We start from the raw sequence: 23,543 nt of genomic DNA on the forward strand, positions 1-23,543 counted from the left end.
ATTCCTGCCAACTCATAGACAGAAGGACAGATCGGATAATGGATGGGCCAGAAAGCATCCTGCATGATGCATCAATCGACGAGTCATCTCTGCAGCTTGTCGGCAGGGATCTTTCTTGTGTTTCGCCCGACGAAGCAAGCACCAGATTTGTACTCAGGCCTTGAAAACAACTTCCTTCCAGTTTAGTGTCTTTGGATGGCTCATCCGTGCACCTTCAATTTCCCCAGAATTCCTTTTATGGGTTTCTCCAAGAAAGGGAAACCAGGTGCAGCAGATTTACCGTGCATATCCTTTCCATACCTATCCAAGACTAGGCATGAATTGGTTCGTCTTTTGGTTTTTCCAACTTTTTCCCACGTTTACCCTCTTTTGTTTATTCAACGGTTAATGGTGATGGACTGCAGACCACGAGAAAATTAGCAAATGTGGAACAAATTGATCGAAATAGCGCAAAATCCTATTACAACCTTGGCCTTAAGCTTAATCAGTATTTTGCTCGCCGTTATCCTATATGGAAAGAGTAGACGAGTTAAGGACCCAAAATATTATGTTGAAAGCAACACAATCATTGAAGGGCTGGAAACCGAACTTGACGAGATAGAGGTAAGGTTCAAGGGCATCCCACAAACTCGCCTCACAAGATCGTTGATCTTTTTTTGGAACGCAGGAAAAGGGACAATCGACCGCGACGATCTGGTACCATTGGACCCTCTGAGGTTAATAGTTCCTTCTAATACGAAACTTCTTGATGCACGAGTTGTGAAAACATCGAGTCCATCAAACGAGTTCGGTATAGTCAAGGTGAACCAGGAAGTGGGTGAAAATCACGAGGGCGGAGTTATCCTAGACTTCCATTATCTTGATTTGGAGGAAGGTGGAGTGATTCAGCTGATACACACTGGGAACAGACAGACAAAAATTCAAATGAAGGGAAAGATTAAGGGCGTGAAAGCGTTAGGCATTACTTTGCCAATTGCAAGAATACTCTACAATACATCTCCCTACCTCTTGAAAGTAATCATGCGCAGCCGATTATATGCTTGGCAAACTTCGCTTTTTTATTCATTTTTTGGGGTTTACCTCTTAGTCACACCGATAATTTCTGACGTAGCTTGGTATGTTGCTTTGCTGGCTCCATTTTTCTTCTTTGTCGCTTGGTTAATACATTTCATGTTTGTCTCAAGCAGACTGCCCCATCATCTGACAGAGGTGTAACTTGCTAAATCTAGGGAGCACACAATAACAGGTCTTGTCATGTGGGTACACTTCTCTTCTACCATTTAGCGGGAAAAATGATATCAGACATCTTAATCGAAGAGGCTTGAGCAGATTTTTCCCAATCTCTAGCGATCGATCGACAAAAATTTCTTACCCGTTTGGTGTTGTTCCAATCCCAACAAGGCGGTTTTGATGGGCAGTCCACCTCCGTAACCGACCAGTTTTCCATTAGATCCGATTACCCGATGGCACGGGACGATAATAGACACAGGGTTTTGGCCATTGGCGGCTCCCACAGCTCGTGAGGCTTTCGGGCTGCCAACCTGTTGAGCAATTTCTCCGTACGACACCGTTCGGCCATAGGGAATACGTTGCAGGGCCTTCCAGACATGACGTTGAAAAGGGGTCCCTTGAAGGTTCAATGTGATCTGAAACCGTGTCCGTGAACCGTCAAAATATTCCTCCAGTTGCGCCAGCACCGCGTAAAACGGCTCACGGGACTGTGTCCATGTCGGCTGGATGTCCAGAGGGTGGGCTCCATCTTGAAACTGCAGACCCTGCAACCCATCTGAGTTTCCCACCAAAAGAAGGCGGCCAACCGGACTCGGACTAATCCAGTAAAAAATCCCGGAATCCTTGGAGGATTTTTGGGGCAATGGTGGCTTCACTATCCTGATCCTCCCGTTTATCGCAGATGAAACTGTTTAGGGTGCGGCCGAATTGAAGATGGACAGGCCGACGAACATTCTCATATGATCGAATCATGTCCATTCAGCAACATTTGAGTCAATGGTGTCAAACCAGAGGACTCTCTCTGGCCGACCTGAGTCAACAAACGGGCGTGGCCCTGACGAATTTACAGGATTTTCAAAAGGGCAACTGGGACCCTCCGTTGTCCACGATGGCGTTGATTGCAGAATCCTTGAATGTGCCTGAGCCCTGGCTCCATCATGATCCACGGACCCTTCTGCGATTATGGAATGACTCTGAGGAAGATAATCCGGAACTTCCGAGCACCTCTTCTCCCGATCCCCTATTTCAACGAATTATCCAAACCAGCCGCGATTACCAAGACCTCTTCGTCCTGCTCACAAGCCTGCTGCACCACGGTGATCCCAAATTAATTCGCGCCGCTCAGGTTAACCTCCAAAGCCTTTTTAAGCAGGTGCGCCCCACCACTGTCCCCTGGGGGTCGAGACCTCCAGGACACTTCGAACCTCCCAACGATTAACCACCCAAACCCTCTTACCCAAAGGTTGAGTTGAACCAATGAAAGAAATGGCTGTTATGAAAATGGGACAGGAACGGGAGAAGAACCAACGTAACCGACCAAAGCCCTTTGCACGGTTTGGAGAAGCTCATCAACAGTAAAGGGTTTTTGCAGGGTGCAGATCGGCTGGAATATTTGGTGAGGACCCTTCATTCGTCCACCAGATGCAGGAATATTTCCCGTCAGAGTGATCATCGGAATACTAGAAGATTGTTCAAGAACAGGTGCAGTGAGTTCGTCCTCTCTTTCTTCCATCGCCAATACATCCATAATAATCAAGGACGCTTGGAAATTTTCATGATTTTGGAGTCCCTCCCGGCAGGACCCTGCGGCCATGACCGTATACCCGGCCGTTTCCAAAGAAAGAGAAACGGACTCCCTCACCTGGATATCATCATCAATCAGCAAAATTCGATTCATGTGTAAACCAAAAGTTATTCACAAATAAAAATGCTCGTTACCCTTGAAAATGGCGCAATTTCGTCGCCCCCAATTTACGAGCAATTTATGTTCCTTCCAAATTAAAATTGTCGGTCAATAAAATTTTCTTTAAAAATCAAAACTTACACCATTACTTCAGAAATAATTTAGTGACCGCCATGAAGGAGGAAACCTGCAACATGCAGGGTTTATCATTCACCGTTCTCCCCATCATCCCCCCTAATGAACCTCCAAACCACCTGACTGGTCCAGGAGCCAGCCGAGCACTCCTCGAACAATCCTTAAAATTTGTGTAAGTGGGAGTGTTGAATAATAAAGATTTTCAAGGGAAAATTTGCCCAGGATTAGATTTCTCATCAAAGGCTCCGGGTCGGTTCAAAAAGTCCGTCCAGCAAGGCCGCAGCCGTTTTTACGCGCGGAGCGTACGCGTAGTACGTGAGCACGGAAAAATGGCGAGAACGCCGCTGGCGGCTTTTTTCAACAGACCCTAAGTGGACATCAAACCTGCAACTGTTTCCTCCATAGCCACCATAGTTGAAATCCTAAGCCGCTAAGCATCGCGGCCAAGCCCACATATAATCCGGTCACTTGTCCATAAAGAACTCCGGCCAGTAAAAAGATGGAACTTCCAAACAGATACAAACACACGGCTTGAGTAATAACGGAAGTCATCCCACGATGAACAAACTGGCCTTGAAAAAAACTTTCCCATGGACTCAAAGCGGGAAAAATCACCATGAGCCAGAGCGCTGTAGAGGCCAACACGGTCAGCTCCGGAGTCAGAGCCGCGCCCCATTCAAACCAGAGAGTGGAGAGAGGAGTGGCAGCAATGATAAAAAGGATTCCGCTCGTACAGATTGAAACCATCGTCACAAATTTCTTCAGAGGGACGAGGAAATGCGGTCGGTCATAGAGGGCGACAACCACCTCCTGCATCGCCAATCCTCCACTCCGAAACACAAACGAGAGCCCACCTAACACCGGCCAGACAGCCAAGGACTCTATAGCATTTGGCATCCGACTGATGGCCGCACTGACAATCGGTAAATTCCCAAGAGAAATGAGTGGAGTAAATGCGAGAGGCCAATAAAACACGCGTAATTGATTCAGTGTGAGAGGCGATGGATGCACAGGACTCAATTTAAGATTGGCGAGGATCGGACGCACGAAAAACAAAATAAAGCCAGCCTCGACCATTGCCCCGGAAGACATCGCGACTGTCGCCACGACAATCCCTGGGGAACTCTGTAGAACTATTCCGCAAAATAAGACCGAACTGCTTATGAATAAACGGACCAAGGTTCCCAGGCCAATCAGGCGCGTCTGCCCTGCACGAATCACCACTCCCTGAAAAAACCTTCTCACCGCAATCGAGAGCGTCCATGGCGTCATGCATTGAAGACCGATTCTGGCCGGTTCCACAATACTATCAGGAACACCTAGCACGTCTTGTACGATCATCCCGTACACCGGCGTAAAGGCCACGACGATATGCACGACAGTTAGAAGACTTCCCAAAACCACAATGAAATTTCGAATAAGCCGATAGGCCAACCAATCTTTACATAAGGCGGTAGACGCAACCAGAATCATAATGACGGGTGCCTCGATCAACAATGAGAGAGGAAAAACCACTCCACCATAGGCTGCTAAATGGACCTCAGGATCGGCCAGGCGGGATACCGTGGCAGTGACCAGTGGAAACTCCAAGCCCATGAGCATCCAACTCGCGGCCAGGGGCCACCACATGCGGAAAATCGTGAGAAACGGAGAAGGAGAGGCAGGTAAGGCCTGCGTGTTAGCAGTCACGAAACGACAAGCGGATCAAAAAAACCCATATTCCTAGTGTCCAAAAATAGATAGGAAACCTGAGAGGAGGGAAAAGGAAACCAGGTACATTTGCAAATGAATACGGCTACATATTCGGGGATAGTAAAGTAGAGCGTCATGCACGAAAGGGAACCGCCCTTTCGTGATGAGCCTACCTTATCATGAACGCGAGGAGTTCCGCCAAAAGGTCAGAACCGGAGCTAGAAAGCAGTTTTAGGGCCATTCGTGAAGGAGCCAGAGGTGTTTGGAGTGCCGGGGGCAACAAATTCCTGTTCTCCGGATTTTTCCGCCATCATCGAATCGGCTTCCACCGCAAAACGCCCCCCATGGCTTTTCTGCTGGTTATCTTCTTCCGCGTTGGCTTTCTGGGCGTTTTCCTGCTCAACACAAGACGGCTTCCATGGCGAAGCTTCAATTTCACACGCTTCTCCGGGATAGAAACGAAGTGAATCCCAATGTGTCACCCAACTCTTCACGTATTTCCGCATACTGGTTCCCGGGATAATTTGGGCCGGATCATTTGCCGCATTTTCCCACATATGCCACCCATGCCCTTTCAGATGAAGCGATCGAATCGTCTGATAGGATTCTTGAATAATATCGTTCGGTGGCTGTCCGAGGGGAATACGTTGTGTCTCCAATAAACCCATGCCTTTCTCCGCTTTGTCGGCTAGTAGTCGTTCGGCTTCCGTATGCTTCGCTCGAAGTTTTTCCAGAAGTTTGATCTTGTCACCTTTTTTCTCTAAGACCTCTTCCCGAAAATCATTGGTTAAGGCCAGCACGGCACCCAATCCTGGCAGGGTAGGACCGCCATCTAAATTCATGAGGCGTGCCACTTCAGCATAGGATTTCGCGCGCTGATTCACCGAATATCGGCCAATCAGTTCCGCTTCATCGATCAGCAAAATCCACCCGGCATATCCCGCGGCTTGCATCAGACGGGCAGCAAACTGAAAGCGCTGAAGCGCCAATTCTGCAGCCGATATTTTTCCAAACGCATACCGCTCTCCAAATCCGGCTTCTTGCAGGTACTTTTTTAAATCTCCTACCCCGATGGGGTCTCCCGTCCAAAATCGAGTCATTCGGTGGCCCAACTCCATATCGGAGCTCAATCGTTCATACAGCATCAACGTCGCGGCAAACCTGGCATCAATCTGACTCTCCGGATCATTCACCCACGTCACAAGATTCTTATAGCGCGGCGCCCAGACATCACATTGACCCGCAATTTCCGAAAACACTTCCCCGCGTTTGTCAGGAATTACCGCAGCTTCGATCGCAGAATAATACAAACGGACAGGGTGATACAGAGGCGTTTCCTTACTGATCACAATCCTGCTGCAGATGAAATTGGCATCCAGCGCCAGATTTTGGAGATACTCCAGGATATGCGATTTTCCACTACCAAACGCGCCCTCGATCACCATACCACGTGGGCACGAACCCGCAGTAATATTTTGCTGTGTGGCTTCTAATAACCGCCGAAAACGTCCCTCCACCTCCGGCTGAAGACATCCAAGCGTCGTCACCACATGCCGGTTCGGAACCCCCGCCCGAAGACCTTCAATGACACGACGGGCTTCTCCATCAGGCACCATTCTCCTCGGCGTGGCGGTGGAAGCAGCATGCTCTTCTTCAGAAACCTGTTGATGATGATTATGAATCCGGACCAACGAGGCCAATGGATTCTGACGGTGTTTCGGACGAACGTCATCCCATACTCGCAATTTCAAAGCCTCGTACCGATCCACACCACGGCGGGAATCGGTCAGGAACTCTTGCGGAGCCAGGACCACCATCAGCAAGCCTTCCATCTCATCAGCCGAATCAATAAATTGACGAAGCAATTCATACAAATCTATCGTGGCTGAAGGCGAAAATGACAGTGAACCATCATTCGGCAAGCCATCCTTTTTCATAAGATACCGAGAGATATCGAGTGAGAGAATGAGGCCTCCCTGTCCCGTTAATCGAAGCCAGCGAGTTAAAGAAGACAGCATGTACCGTGCATTATGGCGCGAGATTTTTTGATAGATGAGCGCCTTTTTGACTCCACTCACCAGTCGAAGGTCTCCACACAACCACTCTTTCACCGCTGAGGCCAAGACACGATCGGAATCGCCGGCATCCAACTGAGCCATACACAGCCGGATCATCGCCATGCGAAATTCACGGCACAGGCCTGAATCGCCTTCAATCGCTTTTTCCATCCATGTTTGAATATCCCGGCGGAGCATCGGCTCCTTCCGTTCATTCACCATTGCAATCTGCCGCAACGAGAATTCTTGTCGGTCTGAAGGAATTTGGTGACCATGCTCTTCGAGCAATCTTTGAAGAAATCGATAAGCGAGTTCATCCCAATCTATTTGTTTGGCAATTTTCTGAAACAGTCGCTCGATCATGTGGGCTTTTGTGAATCGCGCGTCGACTTTTGCCAAGACATATCCTTCACGTTTGGCCATTCCCTCTAATTCCTGTTGGCAGGTTTTTAATCCGTCTTCACTGGGAAACACGGCAAATTTGACCGCTCCACCCCCCTCACGGACGAAACTTCCAAGATATTCATGGTGAAGAATCCCCAGCCATTCGCCGAGAGCCAGATTAAATCGTGGACTCTCCTCGGAGTGACGATTGTTCTTGGACGATGGTTTCGTATCCGGCCGATGTTGTTGCACAGATTCCGGCTTGTCCGGACGTGAGTCAGTGAGCAAAGAATGGGAGGAAGGTAGACCTTCTTCTGTTCTCACGGACTGTAAACGATTTAAGGCCTCAATTAATTTGCTCATCGTACGGTTCCTTCCCCCATATACATACTGAAATTTTCAGACTTCTACATTTCCACACCTGATGCGATGACCATGGCCACACTCTGACGGGCTCTCGTGATCTTGAACCTCTTACACAGGAAAATGCACACTGATTTGACACGCACGTTTATACATTTGATTGGCTCGCGCTTCGCATATTTCATCATCGTGTAGATGAAATAACGTTCGTCCAATTTCATGAAACGGCACGCCGAGATCCACCGCATCCAGGACGCGGAGATACATCGGCCATTCGTCACGACATTTTCTCCGTTCGAGATTTCGACCGACTTGATGTTGTTGCCATTCCATAAGATCTGCCTTCACTTTTTCGATTTGACCCGACAACGGCTTTTTCAGATCAAACACGGCCGCCATTCGCCATTCCGACAAACACAAGGTGACCTCTTCACCTCCCCCGAGCCAATCCGGTCCCTGTCCGAAATAGATCCGGCCGTAATTCGAATCAAAGGACAACATCCAGGGTTTGGCAATGGAGGGATTCGGTAGCCCACTGAGATGGTATTTTTCTAATGAATTCGGCATGCGAGCTTTAAATGCCGGATGATCCGGCGTAAAAACTTTTTTGCGATACCGAGTGGGATATTGAGGATCTTTGGCACAGGACAGATCAAAATCGTACGTTTGCAAATAGTGCTGTTCCCAATCCTTCCGGTAATCTGAACGACGCCGGAGAAACTCCCACCGCCAAAAGGTATCGTTTAAACTCTGGGCGCAGGGATAGGTATCCTCACGTTGCCAGTTGGGAACGGTCCCTACCACTCGTGGATGCCGGTGTAGTTCCTTGGGCGGTCGTTTGCTGCTCGACATATCGCCGGACCTCCTGTTCGGGAGTATTCAAGGTAGATCGCGGAATATGAGTTACGTGCCGGGTCCGAAGAGAGCCAAAGACAGTCAATCCCCGCTCACACGACATTCCAACAACCAACCTCAAAACCGCAAGGACTCAGGAATACTGATAGCACGGTCAAAAAAGAATGGATTCGGTTCTCAAACTAAATACGAACAAACGAGGCAGGCGTCGGGAGATGAGCTGAGTGATCTTTACTCATGATGAGGAGAACAGGTTTTGCGCCTTGACCAAGATACTCCATGGACCCACCCAAACCAGGAGAGCACCGTCACGCAGCAAGCGAGAGCAACCATGGCCAAGACAAAACAAATTTTCCCTAGCATGTCGAAGACCCCCAGGATAGCGGTTCTTCATTCCTGCCTCTACTCTCTGTATCGGCAGGGTTTTTACAGGTCTTTACTCGATGCTTAAAAAAAACATACCCTTTCTTTAAAGAAAATAACTCCAAAAATTCTACAAAACAACGGGCAAGACTTTCTTCCCGGAAACTTTCATCTTTTTTCCTTAAAAAACAATGGATTATAGAAAAACTTCAATTAGGAGACGCCTCAGGTGGCGATTTCAACTCCGCAACACTCTTCAGAATTCATATTTACGTTCCAGCCAGGGCTTTGAGCCGCTCACTATTCCATTGAGCCGGATAGTAAAAAACACTTATAAAATACAGAGCCCAGTTGGTTGGCACACCCTTCATCGAATCCAAGGCTATTGGATCAGAGTACCGGAAGCGATTCGTGGAGACATTTCTCTCAAAGCCACAACCATTTGGCCAAGAAGGAGCCCGAACTTGTGAGTGGCAACAAGAACCACCAGAGATCTCGAATTCCTCCGCCACTGTCGATTCAATAAAAAACAACCATGTCTGAGTTCAAGAAATTGGGCGCTGGAGCAGGTCCTTCTCCTCCGGCGCGAACCAGCGTCATCCTGTTCCATAAGCCCAAAGGGTACCTGGTGACTCGAAAGGATGAGAGGGAGAGAAAAACCGTCTACCATATCCTACCGCCTTTCTTATTGCAGGAAGGCTGGGTACCAATCGGCCGATTAGACAAAGACTCCCGTGGCCTCCTACTCTTCACTCAAGATGGAGCATTGGTTGACCGGCTCACAGCGCCAGGCGGATGCGAAAAAACCTATGAGGTTGAGGTCCGGGGAAGAATTTCAGACGATGACTTATCCCAATTGTTACAGGGAGTGTCCACTTCCATTGGAATTTTAAAAGTACACAGGGTTACAAAAAAAAGAGAAGTCGGACCCAAAACACAGCTAGAAGTCGTCTTACAGGAGGGGAAAAACCGGCACCTCCGTCGAATCTTCCATGCCCTGAAAGATCCAAAATTTCATACGCCGCTCAAAGTTCTCGATCTCAAACGCATACAAATCGGCCCTTTGCCCTTGGATATCCCGGCAGGAACCTGGAGATTTTCAACACCCGACGAGGAGACGCAATTGTTGGCTATTTTCAAAATACCAATACATCGGGGTTGAATCTTTGGTAAAAGAGCGCTCACTTCTTATCAATTTTCGCCCATGTATCTCGAAGCGGCACCGTCCGGTTAAAGACCAAACGATCCTGTGTGGAATCCGGATCAAGACAAAAATATCCCTGCCGCTCAAACTGAAACCGACTACCTGATGGAGTCCCTCTAAGACCGGGTTCGACCTGGCAATCAGACAACACGGTCAAGGAATGTGGATTGAGCAGACGGTGAAGGTCCTGAGGCTCACTCCCCGAACCGGGATTCGGTTGAGTCAACAGGGCCTCATAAAGTCTTACTTCGGCAGGAAGGGCATGCTGAGCCGAGACCCAGTGGAGAGTCCCTTTTACCTTTCGACTTGATTGACTCCCGCCACTTTTCGTCTCAGGATCGAAGGTACATCGTAGAGCCGTCACTTCTCCGGTTCCGGGATCCTTCTCGACACCGACACAGCGAATAATATAGGCATAGCGCAGACGTACTTCCTGCCCTGGAGATAAGCGAAAAAACTTTTTAGGTGGATCTTCCCGGAAATCGTCTTGTTCAATATACAGCTCACGAGAAAATGGGATTTCCCGTTTGCCCTGGGTGGGATCCTCAGGATTATTGATCGCCTCTAAGACCTCAACCTGCCTATCCGGATAATTTTCAATAATGACTTTCAGAGGATGCAATACCGCCATCACCCGCGGCGCCGACCGGTTCAGATCTTCTCGAATAGCATGCTCCAACACAGCCATTTCAATCACACTGTCACGTTTCGCCACCCCCACCCGCTCACAAAAATTGCGAATCGCTTCAGGCGTGTAACCCCGACGCCGAAGCCCTTTCAAAGTGGGCAACCGAGGATCCCCCCACCCGTTCACATGCTTCTCCTCCACCAACTGGTGAAGCTTGCGTTTACTCATCACAGTATGCCCGAGATTCAAACGGGCGAATTCAATTTGCTGGGGATAACACGAGACCTCACACACCCGGAGCAACCAGTCATATAAGGGACGGTGACCCTCAAACTCCAGCGTACACAACGAATGCGTAATGCCCTCTAATGAATCGGAAAGAGGATGCGCAAAGTCATAGGTGGGATAGAGGCACCAATCATCGCCGGTCCGATAGTGCGAGGCATGTCGGATACGATACAAGGCAGGATCTCGCAGATTAATATTCGGCGAGGCCATATCTATTTTGGCTCGCAACACATGGGCTCCGTCCTCAAATTCTCCGGACCGCATTCGGGTAAATAAGGCCAAATTTTCTTCAATGGTACGATTCCGGTACGGGCTATCCTTCCCTGGCTCAGTCAGCGTCCCTCGACAAACCCGGATCTCCTCGGCCGTTAAACTATCCACATAGGCATGGCCGCTTTGAATCAGTCGCACCGCAAATTGATACAGCTGCTCAAAATAGTCTGAGGCAAAAAAGAGGCGATCATCCCAATCAAAGCCCAACCACCGGACATCTTCCTGAATTGAAGAGACATATTCCATGTTCTCCTTGGTCGGATTCGTATCATCGAAACGAAGATTACACAGCCCACCGAATTCCTGGGCAATGCCAAAATTCAAACAGATGGATTTCGCATGACCAATATGTAAATGCCCGTTAGGTTCAGGGGGGAAACGAGTGTGCACTCGTTTGCCAATAGTCTGGTTTTCCAGATCTGCAATAACCTTGGCTCTGATAAAGTCGATGGAATCATGTTGGTCTGGTGACGACATAGTGAACAAGCTTTCAGAAAATTAAATGCAAAATTATTCAGCGACTCGCATCTTCAAAAAAAAGACTCGGGCCGTTTAAATCTCCCGTATCTAGGCATAGAGAATGTCCGAAAAGGTCCGAGGACGGCCTTCCCCAACAACTTTTCCAAACGACCTGTGGGTTATTCGCCAGGCGTGGAGAGTACAGTTGCCCCCACGCTACCATGAGTCGCGCCAACTCTCAACACGAGCAAGACAATACTCGATCTTTCAGGGTTACTAAATCCCGTCAAACCGGATCCGGACAGAGACGGCATGAGCGTCGCGACTCTCAAGAATAACAGGCATGACGGCTAGAGAGAAATTGAGGATCCCACGGGGCAAATGCAATCCGGCTTCCGGAAAGAGATTGGCAAGCCACCGCCCCAGGGTTTCATCGATTCATATGGTGGATTCGAATCAAGAACCTTGGGTGGGGGCACGGAAGGGATGACAGGGGGTGAAGAGCACTTCAACGCCCTTCAGGAGACCCCTTCCCTGTTATAAAGATGAGGTGGATCAAAAAACAACCAACAGCGGACGGACCGCAACCGGATTTTAGGAGAAGGTTTTGGTATACACAAAATTCTGACGCACAGAGACTCCATCTTTGCCCGCTGCAGGGGGTTTTCCCTGTTGGGCTGCGCCTTTCTCTTTTGGCCCTTTCTCGCCTTCTTCATGGTTCGCGTTCAATTCAGCGAATTCAGATCCCTTCGCAGCTTTCGATTCCCCACCCTCATCCTGACCTTTTTTCAATTGCCTGGCCCAGAGGTTGGGCTGACAAACAAGGTGAAAGTTGGGAGCAGGGACGGAATCATCAATGCGCCATAATTCAAGTTCAGCGCCGTAGAATGTCACTTCATCACGGGAAACGCCATTCAGCCAATCCAGGGTTTGGCGTATCTCCGCAGAAATACCCTGGGCCACACACACCACCGTCTTCGCATCAAGGCCCGCAGCATACATAATCAGTTTACCCAGGGCGTCGGGATCAATGCCCTCCAAATGACCCAACACAATCACGTAACTCCCGGTCTTCGCATCTTTGGCGAGGACTCCTCCGGCCAAAATACTGAGTGGAATGTCACTGCCAGCCGGCTTAAGGGGGCGCTCGATCGTCTCTCCCAATATGTCTAAAATTTCCTCCTGCTGGAGCCATGAAGCAAACCCGTCGGCCTCATTTCCCCACACTTCACTCAAATTTATTTTTCGAAGCTTTCCAACTGGTTTTGCCATAACAACCTCGACCGCAAAAAAATTGTTGTTTACTACTTACTATCCCAATGAGACGTACTAGTCTTATCGACAGGTATTCAAAAAAGTTAAGACACAAAATATACATAAGGCACCACCTCCCCATGGACCGTGTCCTATCCTGTCATAACCGAACCACAACAGGACAACCAGATTCATGGAAGACCTCCATCCAAATCGCCCCCTGTCCAGAGCATCCCTAGATATCGGTTTCAATCAGGTCAATGGTCAGGCAAGACATTCACGTAAAAAAAATTACCTACTTATCATTGATCTTTCTTCAAATTAGAGTACAATAGATTAAGTTCATTCACGCATGGATTGGTCCTCGTACCCCATTCAACCCCTTCTCCAGACTCGTAGACCCCTCTGGAACGAAGGACCAAAAGGATGGACAGCAAGGTGTTCCCCAACTTTAACAGGAGGTTTCTGCTATGAATCGATTTTCCCTATTAGGGCTGAGTCTCGTCTGTGCGCTTGGACTGATGGCTTCACTCTCAGGGTGCGGGGAAACGGAAGGTCCTGCCGAAAAAGCTGGGAAGACCCTTGATCAAGCGGCAGAAAAAACAACCGAATCCGTCAAGGACGCTATGGAAAGCACAGGGGAAGCCATGGACAACGCGGCCGAAAAAACCGGAGAAGCCCTCAATGAGGCAATGGAAAGTACCGAGAAAATGGCAGAGGATACCGCGAAACATTAAAAAAATTTCCTGAACTCACGTCTCTGAGGGTCCATGACACCCTCCCAAATTTTCCAGCTTATGCTGGCAACGGGCGGGAGGAGATGGGCCAAAGGCCTCATCTTCCTTTTTTCTTGGGCCTTCAGATGGTCGATGGTATACCATCAGGATCCAGGGAAGAGGGAAGTTGTGAAAACGAGTTTAAGCTAAAACGGCGGGGGCAGCACTAAAGACCAGTGAGTGATTCAGAAATAAGGAAAGGATAAGTCCCATCGCTCACACAACCAATTGAATCAAGAGGAAAACGAGACATGATGATCGATAAGTGGATAAAAACGATCTTGGCCGTCTTAGCCCTCCTTTTTGCGCTCTCAGTAGGCAGTCCTTTCGCACGGGCAGAAAACAAGTGGGCGTTTGGAACGGATATCGGTTTCCTGTCAGATACCACCGACGACACCGTGTTCACGCTCGGTTTCCAGGGAGACTATTTTCTCAACTCACAAGTTTCTGTTGGCCCGCAACTCTTGTTTTCTCCCGGCGGCGACCTCACTCAAGTCACCTTCGCCGGAATCGGTCGATATCACATTCCCGTCGGTGCTGTCACCATCATTCCTTTTGGCGGAATTGGCTTTGTCTATGCGGATTTGGAACACGGCCGTCGTGATGACAGCGATGTCAGTTATAGCTTTCCTTTTGGGGCTACCGCAGCCTTCAAGATCAATCGGACTGTTGATCTGTCAAGTACACTCATATTTACTTTCCAAGATATTGATCTGAATAATCGGAAAAGTAGCGACAATTTCAATATCGGTATGTTATTCGGCTTTCGGTTCCAACCCTAATACCCTCACATCACCCTTTACGATGGCAGGCGGTCGTACCGTTGGATGACTATTACCATGGGAACTGACGTGCTCAAAGGGATTCGGAGAGCTTACACTAAAAACAGATGAATGGATGCGTTCCCATCGTGTGAAGCTGCCAGAGGGTTGTTACTCCTTCACGTTTTCTAAATACTCGGCCATTCGATCCAACGCCATCGCATTCAGTCGCTTCCCATACCATCGGGGCATCACCCGATCGGAGTATCCGGGCACCACGTAGGCGCCTGGATTCAAAATCGATTCCTGGACATATTCACGAACGGTTGTCGCCGTCCCGTGATATTGAGGGTCCGCCAATCGAAGGGGTCCATTCGTCCCTAGGACTAACCGAGGACCCTCACGCCCCAGAGCAGGAGCAATACCTGGAATCGTATGACACACCGCGCAGCCGGATTGCACAAACAACTTTTCCAGCGGCTCGGTACCCGTGGCCAGTGGCACATCGGTTAGCTCCACAGACGGAATTTTGGCGGATGGGGATTTTGTTTGCTCCGGATTGGTGGATTCCCCCACGCGGGCTTCGCTAGGATCCGAAGGCGATTGATTGAACAGATTCACTGAAATGGTCGCCATAATCCCGCAGGCCACCACAATAAAAATGAGAAAGGTTTCCCGGCTTCCTGCAAATTGTGAAGACTTTGGTTTTTTCATAGACACGTTCACGATCCTACGGTAAAGATTGACGGAATATGGGCAAACTAAATGGACCAACAACACATAAAAACCTGAGGTGGTCTACCGAAAGTTCTCGTGCCCTGTCAAATAGTCATTCCCCGTGTAAGATATTCACACCCACCCGATCGGCCACTTCCTGTCTAATGCCCTTATCCTGACTTGTCTTACGCACAGGAGTTTTGGTATCCCAAACATGCGAGACAATCGAAAAGCCGCCATCGAAAGCCTCATCCTGCTCACCCATGGTTAATCATTGTTTGTGGCCGTCCCAACCTTTTATTCCACACCCGTGGTTAGATGGCCCGCACCGCATGACCCTTCTCCCCCGCTGGTGGCCCCGTGGTCGTTTCCCATCGGCACTGCCCACACAAGACCGTATCTTTCAGGTCTCTCCCGAGGTAGGCCTACTCACAAAATGTCATTGGCAACCCTGCCCCTCACAACACCCCACCATCCTGATGGTTCATGGCCTCGAAGGGTGCACCGAATCCCACTATATGCGGGGACTGGCCAGGAAATGTTGGGATGCAGGATGGAATTGCATTCGCATCAATCAACGCAATTGTGGCGGATCCGAACATCTGACACCTACCCTCTATCACAATGGGCTCAGTCAGGATTACGCCAGGATTATTCAAGAAATTACCGAGGAGAATCGCTGCACCGCGGTGTGGCTCATCGGGTATTCCATGGGAGGCAATCTTGCCCTCAAATTGGCTGGCGAGCATGGAACCACCCTCCCCTCTCTTCGTGGAGTCGCGGCCGTCTGTCCCAACATCCAGCCCGCAGCCTGCGTACACGCCCTGCAACATCCTTCCAACTGGCTTTATCATCGGTATTTCCTGAAAAGCCTAACAGGAAAATTGCGCAAAAAAGCCCGCCTCTTCCCAGGTCGGTGGGATCTCTCACACCTTTCTCATATACGGACCATGTGGGAATTTGACGAAATCTATACCGCTCCAGACGGAGGGTATCGAGATGCCGAAGACTATTACGAACAAAGCGCCGCTTGGAACACGCTATCTTCAATCACCATCCCGACCCTCATCATCACGGCCCAAGACGACCCGTTTATCCCCTACCACATGTTTGCCGACCCTGCTCTCGACGCGAACCCCTTCATCCAGCTTGAGGCACCTGCTCATGGGGGCCACTGCGGATTTTTTCAACAACACCATAAGGATGAGGATCCCTTTTGGGCCGAAAATCGTCTATGCGACTGGATTCATGCTCAACTTAACTCAGCATGACCACGATCGGTTCCCGGACTCATTCCCTTTGAACGCCATTTAAACGCCCTTTACTCCTATGCTTCACTTGCCTGAGACCTCTCAGGTAGGGTAGAACTCTGTTCAAATGCGTAGCGAATCCTTTCCATCACGATTCTCATCACAAGTTTTCACACGTCCATGAAATTAAAACCCGGATCCCCAGGAAAAGGCATTCTTCGCCAAATGCATAAGGCGCAAGAAAAATATTTGGAAGGCTGGTTGGATGTTCCCGCCCATGTGCATCACACCGCCTATCGTATGGCGAACCCGGCAGTTGAACGTCCGCAGAGTCGAAAAGAGTTCCAACAGCTTTTGGCCTGTTTAGAGATCGATCCCACCCACGCCGTCATGGAAGACAAGGTTGGATTCGGAGTAAAAAAAGGAACGAATGAGGACAAACTCATTGTCATTTGGGAGGCTCACACTGAATATTACAGCTATCAGGTTTGGCATATCCCCTCTAACGCAACCCAACCATTAGGATTCGGACCGTTGGGATTTCCCGACTATGTGTTTCCCTTTTCTCCGTTGGGCATCCAAGTCAACGCCTTGGATCTCTTGGTCATCCCTGCGCGTACTTACGACCAGGAGGAATTGGCAACCCTTCTCCCCGGACCACAAATGTATGCCAGCAAGGTTCTGGGGGAGGACATCTCCGTGGCCACCAGCTTTACTCCAGACGAACATGATCGAGAACGATATCTCATTTGGGCTCCTGATCCTGTTTTGCTTCGGCAAAAACTAGCCAGACTCATGACGATTTTGACGACTCTTGAAAATTATACCCATCTGATTTTACTGCCCTATCCAGCCTTTTCCCGGTCAGTCGATCAGGTTCAAATCTTTGAACAGCGTCATCTCTATCAACGGACCCTTATCACAAAAGAACTGAACCGAGCCACACACAGCACACTTCAACAATGGCTGGAAGGGTTAACCCATGATTTCCTTGAAGTGGGACGGTTGACCGCTTCGCTACGTTACCGCCTTTCGGCTTCGGTCCCCTATGATCGAATTGTGCACAGTAATACTCTGGCACTCCAAGAGCAGCCGCTGCCCTACGGTCGAACGCTCATCGATTATTTTCAATGGAAAATTACAGGAGTCGCCGATGGATACCAGCAATTGCTCTCCCGGGTTCAGGCCTTAGAGCAGGACTTTGAAGGCACCATTGCCGTCTTGCGCACCAAGGTGGAACTACTCTTACAAGAGCAAAATTTGGCGCAACAAGATCAAAACGTGAATCTCCTGGCCAGCTTGGATAAGACCACCAAAAGCCAGGTCGTCTTGCAACATACCGTGGAAGGCCTCTCCGTGATCGTGATTGCCTATTATGTAAGTGGCCTCGCCAACTACCTCTTTAAGGCCCTGCACGAACTCGGTTGGCTCGACAAGTATGAGTTGGCCTCCGGGATCTTCGTACCCATTGCTCTAGGTCTCTCGTTTGGCATCATCACATGGGGAAGGAACCGCATCCAAAAAAAAATTACAGCAATGCCTCCGGCCTCCACCTCTCACACTCCCGATCGTGCCTAATCGTTCCTCCCACAATGCTCGTTCCTTCACAAGCATGACCGCAGCCTGATCTGACCAACCAGGGACAGGCTTTCTCCGGCATTCTCCACAAACAAACCGTTTGGCCCCCGCCCAGTTCCATGGTTCAAAAGCCCGGAACGGGAAAGGATTCATTTTAAGTACCCCGGGGAAATATCCGAGAACTATAAGAAAAGGTCGACGTTTTGACCATTGAACTCCAGAGTTGCACCAGAAGGGATCACCATGCTAACAGCCGAGGAATTGGTAAAAAATTGCACGAAACTCTTTACCCTGCCGGAAGTCTATCTACAAGTCAAAAAGGTCATCGATAATCCAGAGTCCACCATGGCCGATCTGTCCAGGGCGATCAGCATTGACCCCGGCATGACCGTCGCCGTCCTCAAATTAGTGAATAGCGCATTTTATGCCATGCCTCGAAAAGTCGAGACCATTTCGCGGGCTGTCGGAATCCTCGGGATGCAACCTCTCCATGATTTGACGCTCGCCATCTCGGTCACCAAAACTTTTTCAGGCCTCAATCAACACGTAATGAGTATGAGTGTCTATTGGTCTAACAGCTTTTTTAGTGGACTGGTCGCACGGGAATTGGCCAGAAAATGTTTTCTGGTTGATAGTGAACGGATGTTTGTTGAGGGCCTGTTGAGAGATATTGGACATCTCCTCCTCTATGAGCAACTTCCCGAACCGTCCGAACAGGTGTTACGGGAGTCGGCCAAAGATGGCTCTCCCGTCCATATCCTGGAACAACAGTTGTTGGGATTCGATTATACCGAAGTGGGTCAGACACTCATTGAGGAATGGCAACTACCCAAAAATTTCGGGATCGCTATTCGGTATCAGAACAATCCATCAGGGACCAGCGAGCACGGATTTGAAGCGGCGCTCCTCAATATGGCCGGCGCACTCACGGAAGGGTTCCAATCTCCCAAGGGACATGCCGAATGGCAAAATCTCGTAGCTCCTGAATCGTGGAAATTAACAGGGCTGGATGAGGAAGGCCTCAAAGAGTGCATGCTGGAAGCAGGCAAACAGCTCTCCGCCATGTTAACCCTCATGGAAGAAGCCCGCCTACCCGTCACAGCCTCATAAAGACGAGAGAGACCTGAGTGTCGGCGCGTCAAACAAAAAAAGCTGAACACCGGAATGCACCCATATGAAGGCTGGGAGGCCTTTCAGACACATATCCGGTTGGCGACGAATGCAGTGGAGAACGAATATACCCCACCGTATCTCTCCCGTATCGGGTTACGTTTCAGAAATATCATTCGGAAGTCCGTCCTTGGCCTGACGGACAAAGATTGGAATCAACTGCCACAGAAGAAATGGACAGGAGATCTCGCCTGGTCTGAGGTGGCCGGAGCCATGAAAGCCACGCACAGTGAAGTGGTGATAGGACTGAATGGTGGAGATGACCTGGTGTGCGTTCGACATGGTCTCGTTCCGATCGCGCAACCTATACAGGAAATGGGCTATCTCATCGACCATGATTTATTTGTGAATGGGCAATTTGCAATGACAGAGATCGCAGGGAAACTGACAGAATATCACCAAGTCGCCCAACGATTCTTCAAATTATGGATCACTGATATGTTGCATCAGGCCATGAACCCGACGAACTGAGCTGGGTGCGTTCATCCTGGCAGGAAGCAGAAGGTTTTCAAGAGATGCTTCTCAAATTTTTATAGTACTCTGCGCTTTCCACCACATTCACTCTTGAGGGTATGTAAAATAAAGAATAATTCCAATCCAAACTATTAGACCAACCCAAAAACTGACCTCTCTATATGGTAGTTCGCTTTTAATGGCCTCCTTTTTAAGTTGAGGTCGTTTATACCCTAAGCTCAAAATACCAAGACAAAGTTCTCCAGTTACCAGAAAAAGTGGTGCAATAAAAGACAAAATTAATTGTACTGCAGTTCCAAAAATCGCCCAGAAAAATTCCATCGTAAAGTCATCCCATAGCACTACACTCACGCTTTCCATTCAGACCGCCGAAAAAATCCTTCATCCACTTCGATGTCATCTGCGAGGGGCATTTCCTCAAATAGGGGCTAGGTAGAAATCATCCGTAAATTGCATATGATCCGACTTCCTCCTCCGCTACAGCTAGGATTCTGAGTGACTCATTAATTTCTCATCCTGAGCCGACCCAGCGACCGCTTCATCAACCGTCCACTGTTTCACCCGATTTCGCCCATTCTCCTTGGCCACATACAAGGCTTTGTCGGCTTGGGCCACCAATTCCAAATAATCAGAAGCTCCTAAAGTGGCGGCTGACACACCAAAACTCATCGTAATTTTCTGTCCGGAGGTGGTGCGAATAGCCGTACTGGCCGAAAGCTCAATGGTTTCGCGTAACCGTTCGGCCACCAACATGCCCTCGACACAAGTCCGCCCAGGCAGGAGAATGCAAAATTCCTCTCCCCCATATCGGCCGATAATATCCAACGGACGCAAAGTTGTTGATAACAATTTCGCCACGAGTTGAATCACTTGATCCCCAACCGCATGGCCAAACCGATCGTTATACGACTTGAAATGGTCGATATCCGCCATAATACAGACCAAATCGCTCCCATCATGGTGAGCCCTCTCCCACAGTTCTTCAAACGCCTCGAATAACGCTCGCCGGTTGCAACAACCCGTCAAGGGATCTCGGTGAGCCAGTTTTTCCAATTCGGTTTTTGACAACTCTAACTCCCGAATCGTGCCCTCCAATACCGTCACATCATTGAAAGACACCAAAATTCCTCGGACCTGCTTGCGTTCACCCAAGATGGGAGTGCAATTGACTCGAAACTTTTTTACGGTTTTTCCCCTCCTCTCCCAAACCAGGGGCACATCCAATCTCAAGCATTTTCCCTGTCGCGCCGTCTTCCACGGGTAGATGCTCAACGGGTCAACCGTGTCAGATGACGTCCATTCAAAACTATCCAGTGTTTTCCCGATCAGGTCGTGAGGAGCCACGTCAACAATGAGACTAAAGGCGCGATTGGCTAGCACAATACGGTCCTCACCATCCAGGAACACCACACCCTCCGCCAACACATCAAACGCGGCTTGCACACGCATGGGCACCACTGAACTGGGATCGAGTTGCCGCAACGTTCGCTTCATATATAGGAAATAGCCCACAAATCCGTAGACCATGACCAGCCCAAGAATTCGGACCCAGGCATTATCGAGGACACGGGCCCAAAAACTAATATCCGGCGAAGGAAATCGGAGTTGTAAGGTTCCCCAATGCAGGTCCCCCTTGGAAATGGGAATCTGAATGTGTTCAGGCGTAGAGTGACCTTCTGAAGGTTGGCTCCAGAGAGCATGATGGGGCCCGGCCATGGCCATAATCTCACCGCTTTCCAAGACCAAAGCCACTGATTGGATATCCCCATTCCGTTCAACCAAGAGATCCAAAGCCTGCTGAAGGCCCTGATTGTCACCCCTCTGCGCCAGGATGAAATACTGGACAGCCATCGCTTCGCTGAACTTTTGCCGGTAGGTAAAGATTTGGGCAGCTTGGTCCGGAATGAGACCCACCATCAGGTCACTGATTAAGAGGATACTCAGGGTAAGGGATACCAGCCCCAGACTCATCCAAAAGATGGGCGTCAGTCGTTTCATGAGGATACGGAGGGGAAAGTCGAGGTGAGAACGAGACCATTACTGTCAACCGTATATATAGAAGAGGGTGTACTATCATATAAAAAGGCTTGGCTCCACGGCTTGATTGAGTGAACCTCATTAGATTGCTCGCCCATCTCCAAGGACGCTGATTCAAATGCGATATATGCGGTCTCAGTTAACAGCCCGTGCCATTCATCGGGTCCGGCACTGTTAATGATGAGGTATGGGAACTCCCCGTTGAGCTTCTGGTCCCCTTGAACACCAAAATTCGTACTTCCTGGCAGGTCGGTTTTAGCGGCAATATCTGCGTCGGTGAGCTGCGCAAATTTCCCTGGTACGGCTCGCCCAGCGGTCCGTTCCCCATCCTTCCAGCCGTCAATAAAAATATTGCCCGTGCTCGAACGGGCGTCGGAAATAATGGTCCACTCATTGCCGCAGGCCTCATGCATTGAATCAAACGTGAGGAGACCTGTCCCCAACCGAAGCCCTGCTTGGTTCCCATGCGAAATGAGATGAATGACGTCAATGTCCGTACGACCTTTCAGGACTTCAGTAATTTGTTCGATACCATCTTGCGTGGAATTTAAAAAAATGACCTCAGCGGCATGATAGATCCCTTCCATATCTTTACGTTCCGGCGTCGCAGAAAAGGAGAGACCAGACAATCGCAGGGCACCCTGGGCAGAAGAATCCGCATAAGTCCAATCTGTGGTTGTTTCGGCCTCGATGCCAAGAGTGTCCGCCGTGGTGGTAGCTTGAACGATTTCTGCTCCCGTGGCGAAGGCGGCTCCATCAAACTGGATCCTTTCCTTTAAGGCCGTAAAGGTTCCGGGAAATCTGACGGTGGAGGATCCTTGGAGTGGAGTGTGCCTCCGGATCTTTTGGGAACCAGGTTTCACCACCTTGACGTCATTCACGGCTTCGAGCGTCGCGGGCTTGTAATGCATAAGTTTCATGGGACGCTCTTTAATAGTAAAAGAAATATGAGGATAAAAATTCTCGTGCCACAGATGGTGCAAAAGCCTTGATTTCTCCAGAGGAAATCGGTCAACGCAATGGACCCCTCAAAAGGAGGATCTCCCATATCCTTTGTCGGATCCGGGGGGGATACTCTTGATGTGGGTTGAGGGCTGTTTTAGCGGGTTATTGTGGCGCTGCTGAATGGTGGTGGATGTTCGTCTGTGGAAAATGACAATTCCGGGTGTCGGGTGTCAGAAGGCCTACCAACACAAATAAAGTTGCCAGAATTTTTACTATACAGTAAGGATTTAATATAAATGAAAGGAGGATGCCATGCCCTTTGCCACATTAATCAGCAAAGGACAAATTACCCTTCCCAAGGAGATCCGAGGACAATTAAAGCTACAACCCGGAGATCGGGTGGAATTTCTTGTGGGGCCAGATGGCGGATTACCGTGTGGCCGGTGACCTCGGATGTCACAATATTAAAAGGTTTGCTTCCTAAGCCCAAACAACCAGTCACTCTCGAAGCCATGCGAGCTGCCATAAAACAGCGAGGGGCAGACCATGACAGACCCCGATACGAATGTGCTCGTCCGCTATCTCGTCCAGGACGATCCCGCCCAACCCAGGGCTGCTACGCAGCTTATTGAAAAGCAATGCTCGCAGGAAAACCCCGGCTTTTTAAACCACTTGGTGTTGTGTGAAACGTTTTGGGTTCTTGAGGGCTATTACCGACAAACAAAAGAGACTCTCGTAAAGACCATCGAATACGTATTGCATGTCGCCCAATTACGAGTTGAAGATCCCCAGGTGGTCTGGCAAGCTTTGGACGATTACCGAAAGAGTCGTGCTAATTTTACCCGCCATTTACTAAGCCGAATTAATGATGGTCATGATTGCATCACTACTGTGACTCTTGATCGGGAGGCCGGGAAGTCTCGAGGATTTTCCTAGTTGCAGTAGCCAAAGAAAATGCCGATTAAC

23 protein-coding genes are annotated in these 23,543 nt (G+C 49.4%); 11 read left to right on the forward strand and 12 right to left on the reverse strand.

Translation table 11 applies throughout. The features are described from left to right. Nucleotides 1–423: 423 nt before the first annotated feature. The gene (locus tag ACTRXD_RS04860) at nucleotides 424–1,215 is read left to right on the forward strand and encodes a hypothetical protein (protein WP_442430716.1); all 792 of its coding nucleotides are present in this window, start codon (nucleotides 424–426) and stop codon (nucleotides 1,213–1,215) included. A gap of 128 nt (nucleotides 1,216–1,343) precedes the next feature. On the opposite strand, the gene ACTRXD_RS04865 is transcribed toward ACTRXD_RS04860, so the two are convergent. Beyond that, entirely contained in the window at nucleotides 1,344–1,886 is a 543-nt protein-coding gene (locus ACTRXD_RS04865) for a methylated-DNA--[protein]-cysteine S-methyltransferase (RefSeq protein WP_442430717.1), read from the reverse strand. Between the two features lie 95 nt (nucleotides 1,887–1,981). On the opposite strand from ACTRXD_RS04865, the gene ACTRXD_RS04870 reads away from it, so the two are divergent. Then, entirely contained in the window at nucleotides 1,982–2,449 is a 468-nt protein-coding gene (locus tag ACTRXD_RS04870; protein WP_442430718.1) for a helix-turn-helix domain-containing protein, read from the forward strand. A gap of 54 nt (nucleotides 2,450–2,503) precedes the next feature. Here the strand turns inward: ACTRXD_RS04870 and ACTRXD_RS04875 are convergent, their stop codons facing one another. The 4 genes from ACTRXD_RS04875 to ACTRXD_RS04890 form a co-directional block, all read right to left on the reverse strand. Next, nucleotides 2,504–2,908: a response regulator gene (locus ACTRXD_RS04875; RefSeq protein ID WP_442430719.1), complete on the reverse strand. Its 405-nt coding sequence runs from the start codon at nucleotides 2,906–2,908 to the stop codon at nucleotides 2,504–2,506. Between the two features lie 519 nt (nucleotides 2,909–3,427). Then, nucleotides 3,428–4,738: a hypothetical protein gene (locus ACTRXD_RS04880; RefSeq protein WP_442430720.1), complete on the reverse strand. Its 1,311-nt coding sequence runs from the start codon at nucleotides 4,736–4,738 to the stop codon at nucleotides 3,428–3,430. A 221-nt stretch (nucleotides 4,739–4,959) separates the two neighbouring features. Further along, on the reverse strand, nucleotides 4,960–7,545 hold the full coding sequence (locus ACTRXD_RS04885; protein WP_442430721.1) for a BREX system ATP-binding domain-containing protein: 2,586 nt from the start codon (nucleotides 7,543–7,545) through the stop codon (nucleotides 4,960–4,962). A 111-nt stretch (nucleotides 7,546–7,656) separates the two neighbouring features. Then, a complete protein-coding gene (locus ACTRXD_RS04890; protein WP_442430722.1) occupies nucleotides 7,657–8,397 on the reverse strand; it encodes a hypothetical protein in 741 nt (246 codons plus the stop codon). 901 nt (nucleotides 8,398–9,298) lie between these two features. On the opposite strand from ACTRXD_RS04890, the gene ACTRXD_RS04895 reads away from it, so the two are divergent. Beyond that, nucleotides 9,299–9,925, forward strand: a complete 627-nt coding sequence (locus tag ACTRXD_RS04895) for a pseudouridine synthase (protein ID WP_442430723.1) — start codon at nucleotides 9,299–9,301, stop codon at nucleotides 9,923–9,925. Between the two features lie 19 nt (nucleotides 9,926–9,944). Here the strand turns inward: ACTRXD_RS04895 and ACTRXD_RS04900 are convergent, their stop codons facing one another. Continuing rightward, entirely contained in the window at nucleotides 9,945–11,633 is a 1,689-nt protein-coding gene (locus ACTRXD_RS04900; RefSeq protein WP_442430724.1) for a glutamine--tRNA ligase/YqeY domain fusion protein, read from the reverse strand. Between the two features lie 576 nt (nucleotides 11,634–12,209). Further along, nucleotides 12,210–12,887 carry a hypothetical protein gene (locus tag ACTRXD_RS04905; RefSeq protein ID WP_442430725.1) on the reverse strand — a complete coding sequence of 226 codons (678 nt, stop codon included), beginning with the start codon at nucleotides 12,885–12,887 and terminating at the stop codon, nucleotides 12,210–12,212. Between the two features lie 452 nt (nucleotides 12,888–13,339). Between ACTRXD_RS04905 and ACTRXD_RS04910 the strand changes: the two genes are divergently transcribed. Further along, nucleotides 13,340–13,606, forward strand: coding sequence for a YtxH domain-containing protein (locus ACTRXD_RS04910; RefSeq protein WP_442430726.1), 267 nt, complete (start codon nucleotides 13,340–13,342; stop codon nucleotides 13,604–13,606). Between the two features lie 290 nt (nucleotides 13,607–13,896). Beyond that, on the forward strand, nucleotides 13,897–14,427 hold the full coding sequence (locus ACTRXD_RS04915) for an outer membrane beta-barrel protein (protein ID WP_442430727.1): 531 nt from the start codon (nucleotides 13,897–13,899) through the stop codon (nucleotides 14,425–14,427). Between the two features lie 150 nt (nucleotides 14,428–14,577). On the opposite strand, the gene ACTRXD_RS04920 is transcribed toward ACTRXD_RS04915, so the two are convergent. Both ACTRXD_RS04920 and ACTRXD_RS04925 read right to left on the reverse strand, forming a co-directional pair. Continuing rightward, the gene (locus tag ACTRXD_RS04920; protein WP_442430728.1) at nucleotides 14,578–15,120 is read right to left on the reverse strand and encodes a c-type cytochrome; all 543 of its coding nucleotides are present in this window, start codon (nucleotides 15,118–15,120) and stop codon (nucleotides 14,578–14,580) included. A gap of 115 nt (nucleotides 15,121–15,235) precedes the next feature. Beyond that, nucleotides 15,236–15,388 carry a hypothetical protein gene (locus tag ACTRXD_RS04925; protein ID WP_442430729.1) on the reverse strand — a complete coding sequence of 51 codons (153 nt, stop codon included), beginning with the start codon at nucleotides 15,386–15,388 and terminating at the stop codon, nucleotides 15,236–15,238. Nucleotides 15,389–15,455: 67 nt separating this feature from the next. Here ACTRXD_RS04925 and ACTRXD_RS04930 point away from each other — a divergent pair, with 67 nt between their 5' ends. The 4 genes from ACTRXD_RS04930 (at nucleotide 15,456) to ACTRXD_RS04945 (ending at nucleotide 19,592) form a co-directional block, all read left to right on the forward strand. Beyond that, complete coding sequence (locus ACTRXD_RS04930) at nucleotides 15,456–16,394, forward strand: YheT family hydrolase (RefSeq protein ID WP_442430730.1); 939 nt, start codon at nucleotides 15,456–15,458, stop codon at nucleotides 16,392–16,394. Between the two features lie 204 nt (nucleotides 16,395–16,598). Further along, complete coding sequence (locus ACTRXD_RS04935; protein WP_442430731.1) at nucleotides 16,599–17,951, forward strand: DUF3422 family protein; 1,353 nt, start codon at nucleotides 16,599–16,601, stop codon at nucleotides 17,949–17,951. 243 nt (nucleotides 17,952–18,194) lie between these two features. Further along, on the forward strand, nucleotides 18,195–19,061 hold the full coding sequence (locus ACTRXD_RS04940) for an HDOD domain-containing protein (RefSeq protein WP_442430732.1): 867 nt from the start codon (nucleotides 18,195–18,197) through the stop codon (nucleotides 19,059–19,061). 54 nt (nucleotides 19,062–19,115) lie between these two features. Next, on the forward strand, nucleotides 19,116–19,592 hold the full coding sequence (locus ACTRXD_RS04945; RefSeq protein ID WP_442430733.1) for a TIGR04255 family protein: 477 nt from the start codon (nucleotides 19,116–19,118) through the stop codon (nucleotides 19,590–19,592). Nucleotides 19,593–19,679: 87 nt separating this feature from the next. On the opposite strand, the gene ACTRXD_RS04950 is transcribed toward ACTRXD_RS04945, so the two are convergent. The 3 genes from ACTRXD_RS04950 to ACTRXD_RS04960 all read right to left on the reverse strand — a co-directional run bounded on the left by ACTRXD_RS04950 (nucleotide 19,680) and on the right by ACTRXD_RS04960 (nucleotide 22,552). Continuing rightward, the gene (locus tag ACTRXD_RS04950; protein WP_442430734.1) at nucleotides 19,680–19,946 is read right to left on the reverse strand and encodes a hypothetical protein; all 267 of its coding nucleotides are present in this window, start codon (nucleotides 19,944–19,946) and stop codon (nucleotides 19,680–19,682) included. 132 nt (nucleotides 19,947–20,078) lie between these two features. Beyond that, nucleotides 20,079–21,593, reverse strand: a complete 1,515-nt coding sequence (locus ACTRXD_RS04955) for a diguanylate cyclase (protein ID WP_442430735.1) — start codon at nucleotides 21,591–21,593, stop codon at nucleotides 20,079–20,081. Then, nucleotides 21,590–22,552, reverse strand: coding sequence for a DUF4347 domain-containing protein (locus ACTRXD_RS04960; RefSeq protein ID WP_442430736.1), 963 nt, complete (start codon nucleotides 22,550–22,552; stop codon nucleotides 21,590–21,592). Before ACTRXD_RS04960 ends, ACTRXD_RS04955 begins: the two co-directional genes overlap by 4 nt. 337 nt (nucleotides 22,553–22,889) lie before the next feature. On the opposite strand from ACTRXD_RS04960, the gene ACTRXD_RS04965 reads away from it, so the two are divergent. Both ACTRXD_RS04965 and ACTRXD_RS04970 read left to right on the forward strand, forming a co-directional pair. After that, entirely contained in the window at nucleotides 22,890–23,024 is a 135-nt protein-coding gene (locus tag ACTRXD_RS04965) for an AbrB/MazE/SpoVT family DNA-binding domain-containing protein (RefSeq protein ID WP_442430737.1), read from the forward strand. Nucleotides 23,025–23,123: 99 nt separating this feature from the next. After that, nucleotides 23,124–23,513, forward strand: a complete 390-nt coding sequence (locus ACTRXD_RS04970) for a PIN domain-containing protein (protein ID WP_442430738.1) — start codon at nucleotides 23,124–23,126, stop codon at nucleotides 23,511–23,513. Nucleotides 23,514–23,543: the final 30 nt, after the last annotated feature.

Source organism: Nitrospira sp. T9, from assembly GCF_052156535.1.
Classification (GTDB): Bacteria; Nitrospirota; Nitrospiria; order Nitrospirales; family UBA8639; genus Nitrospira_E.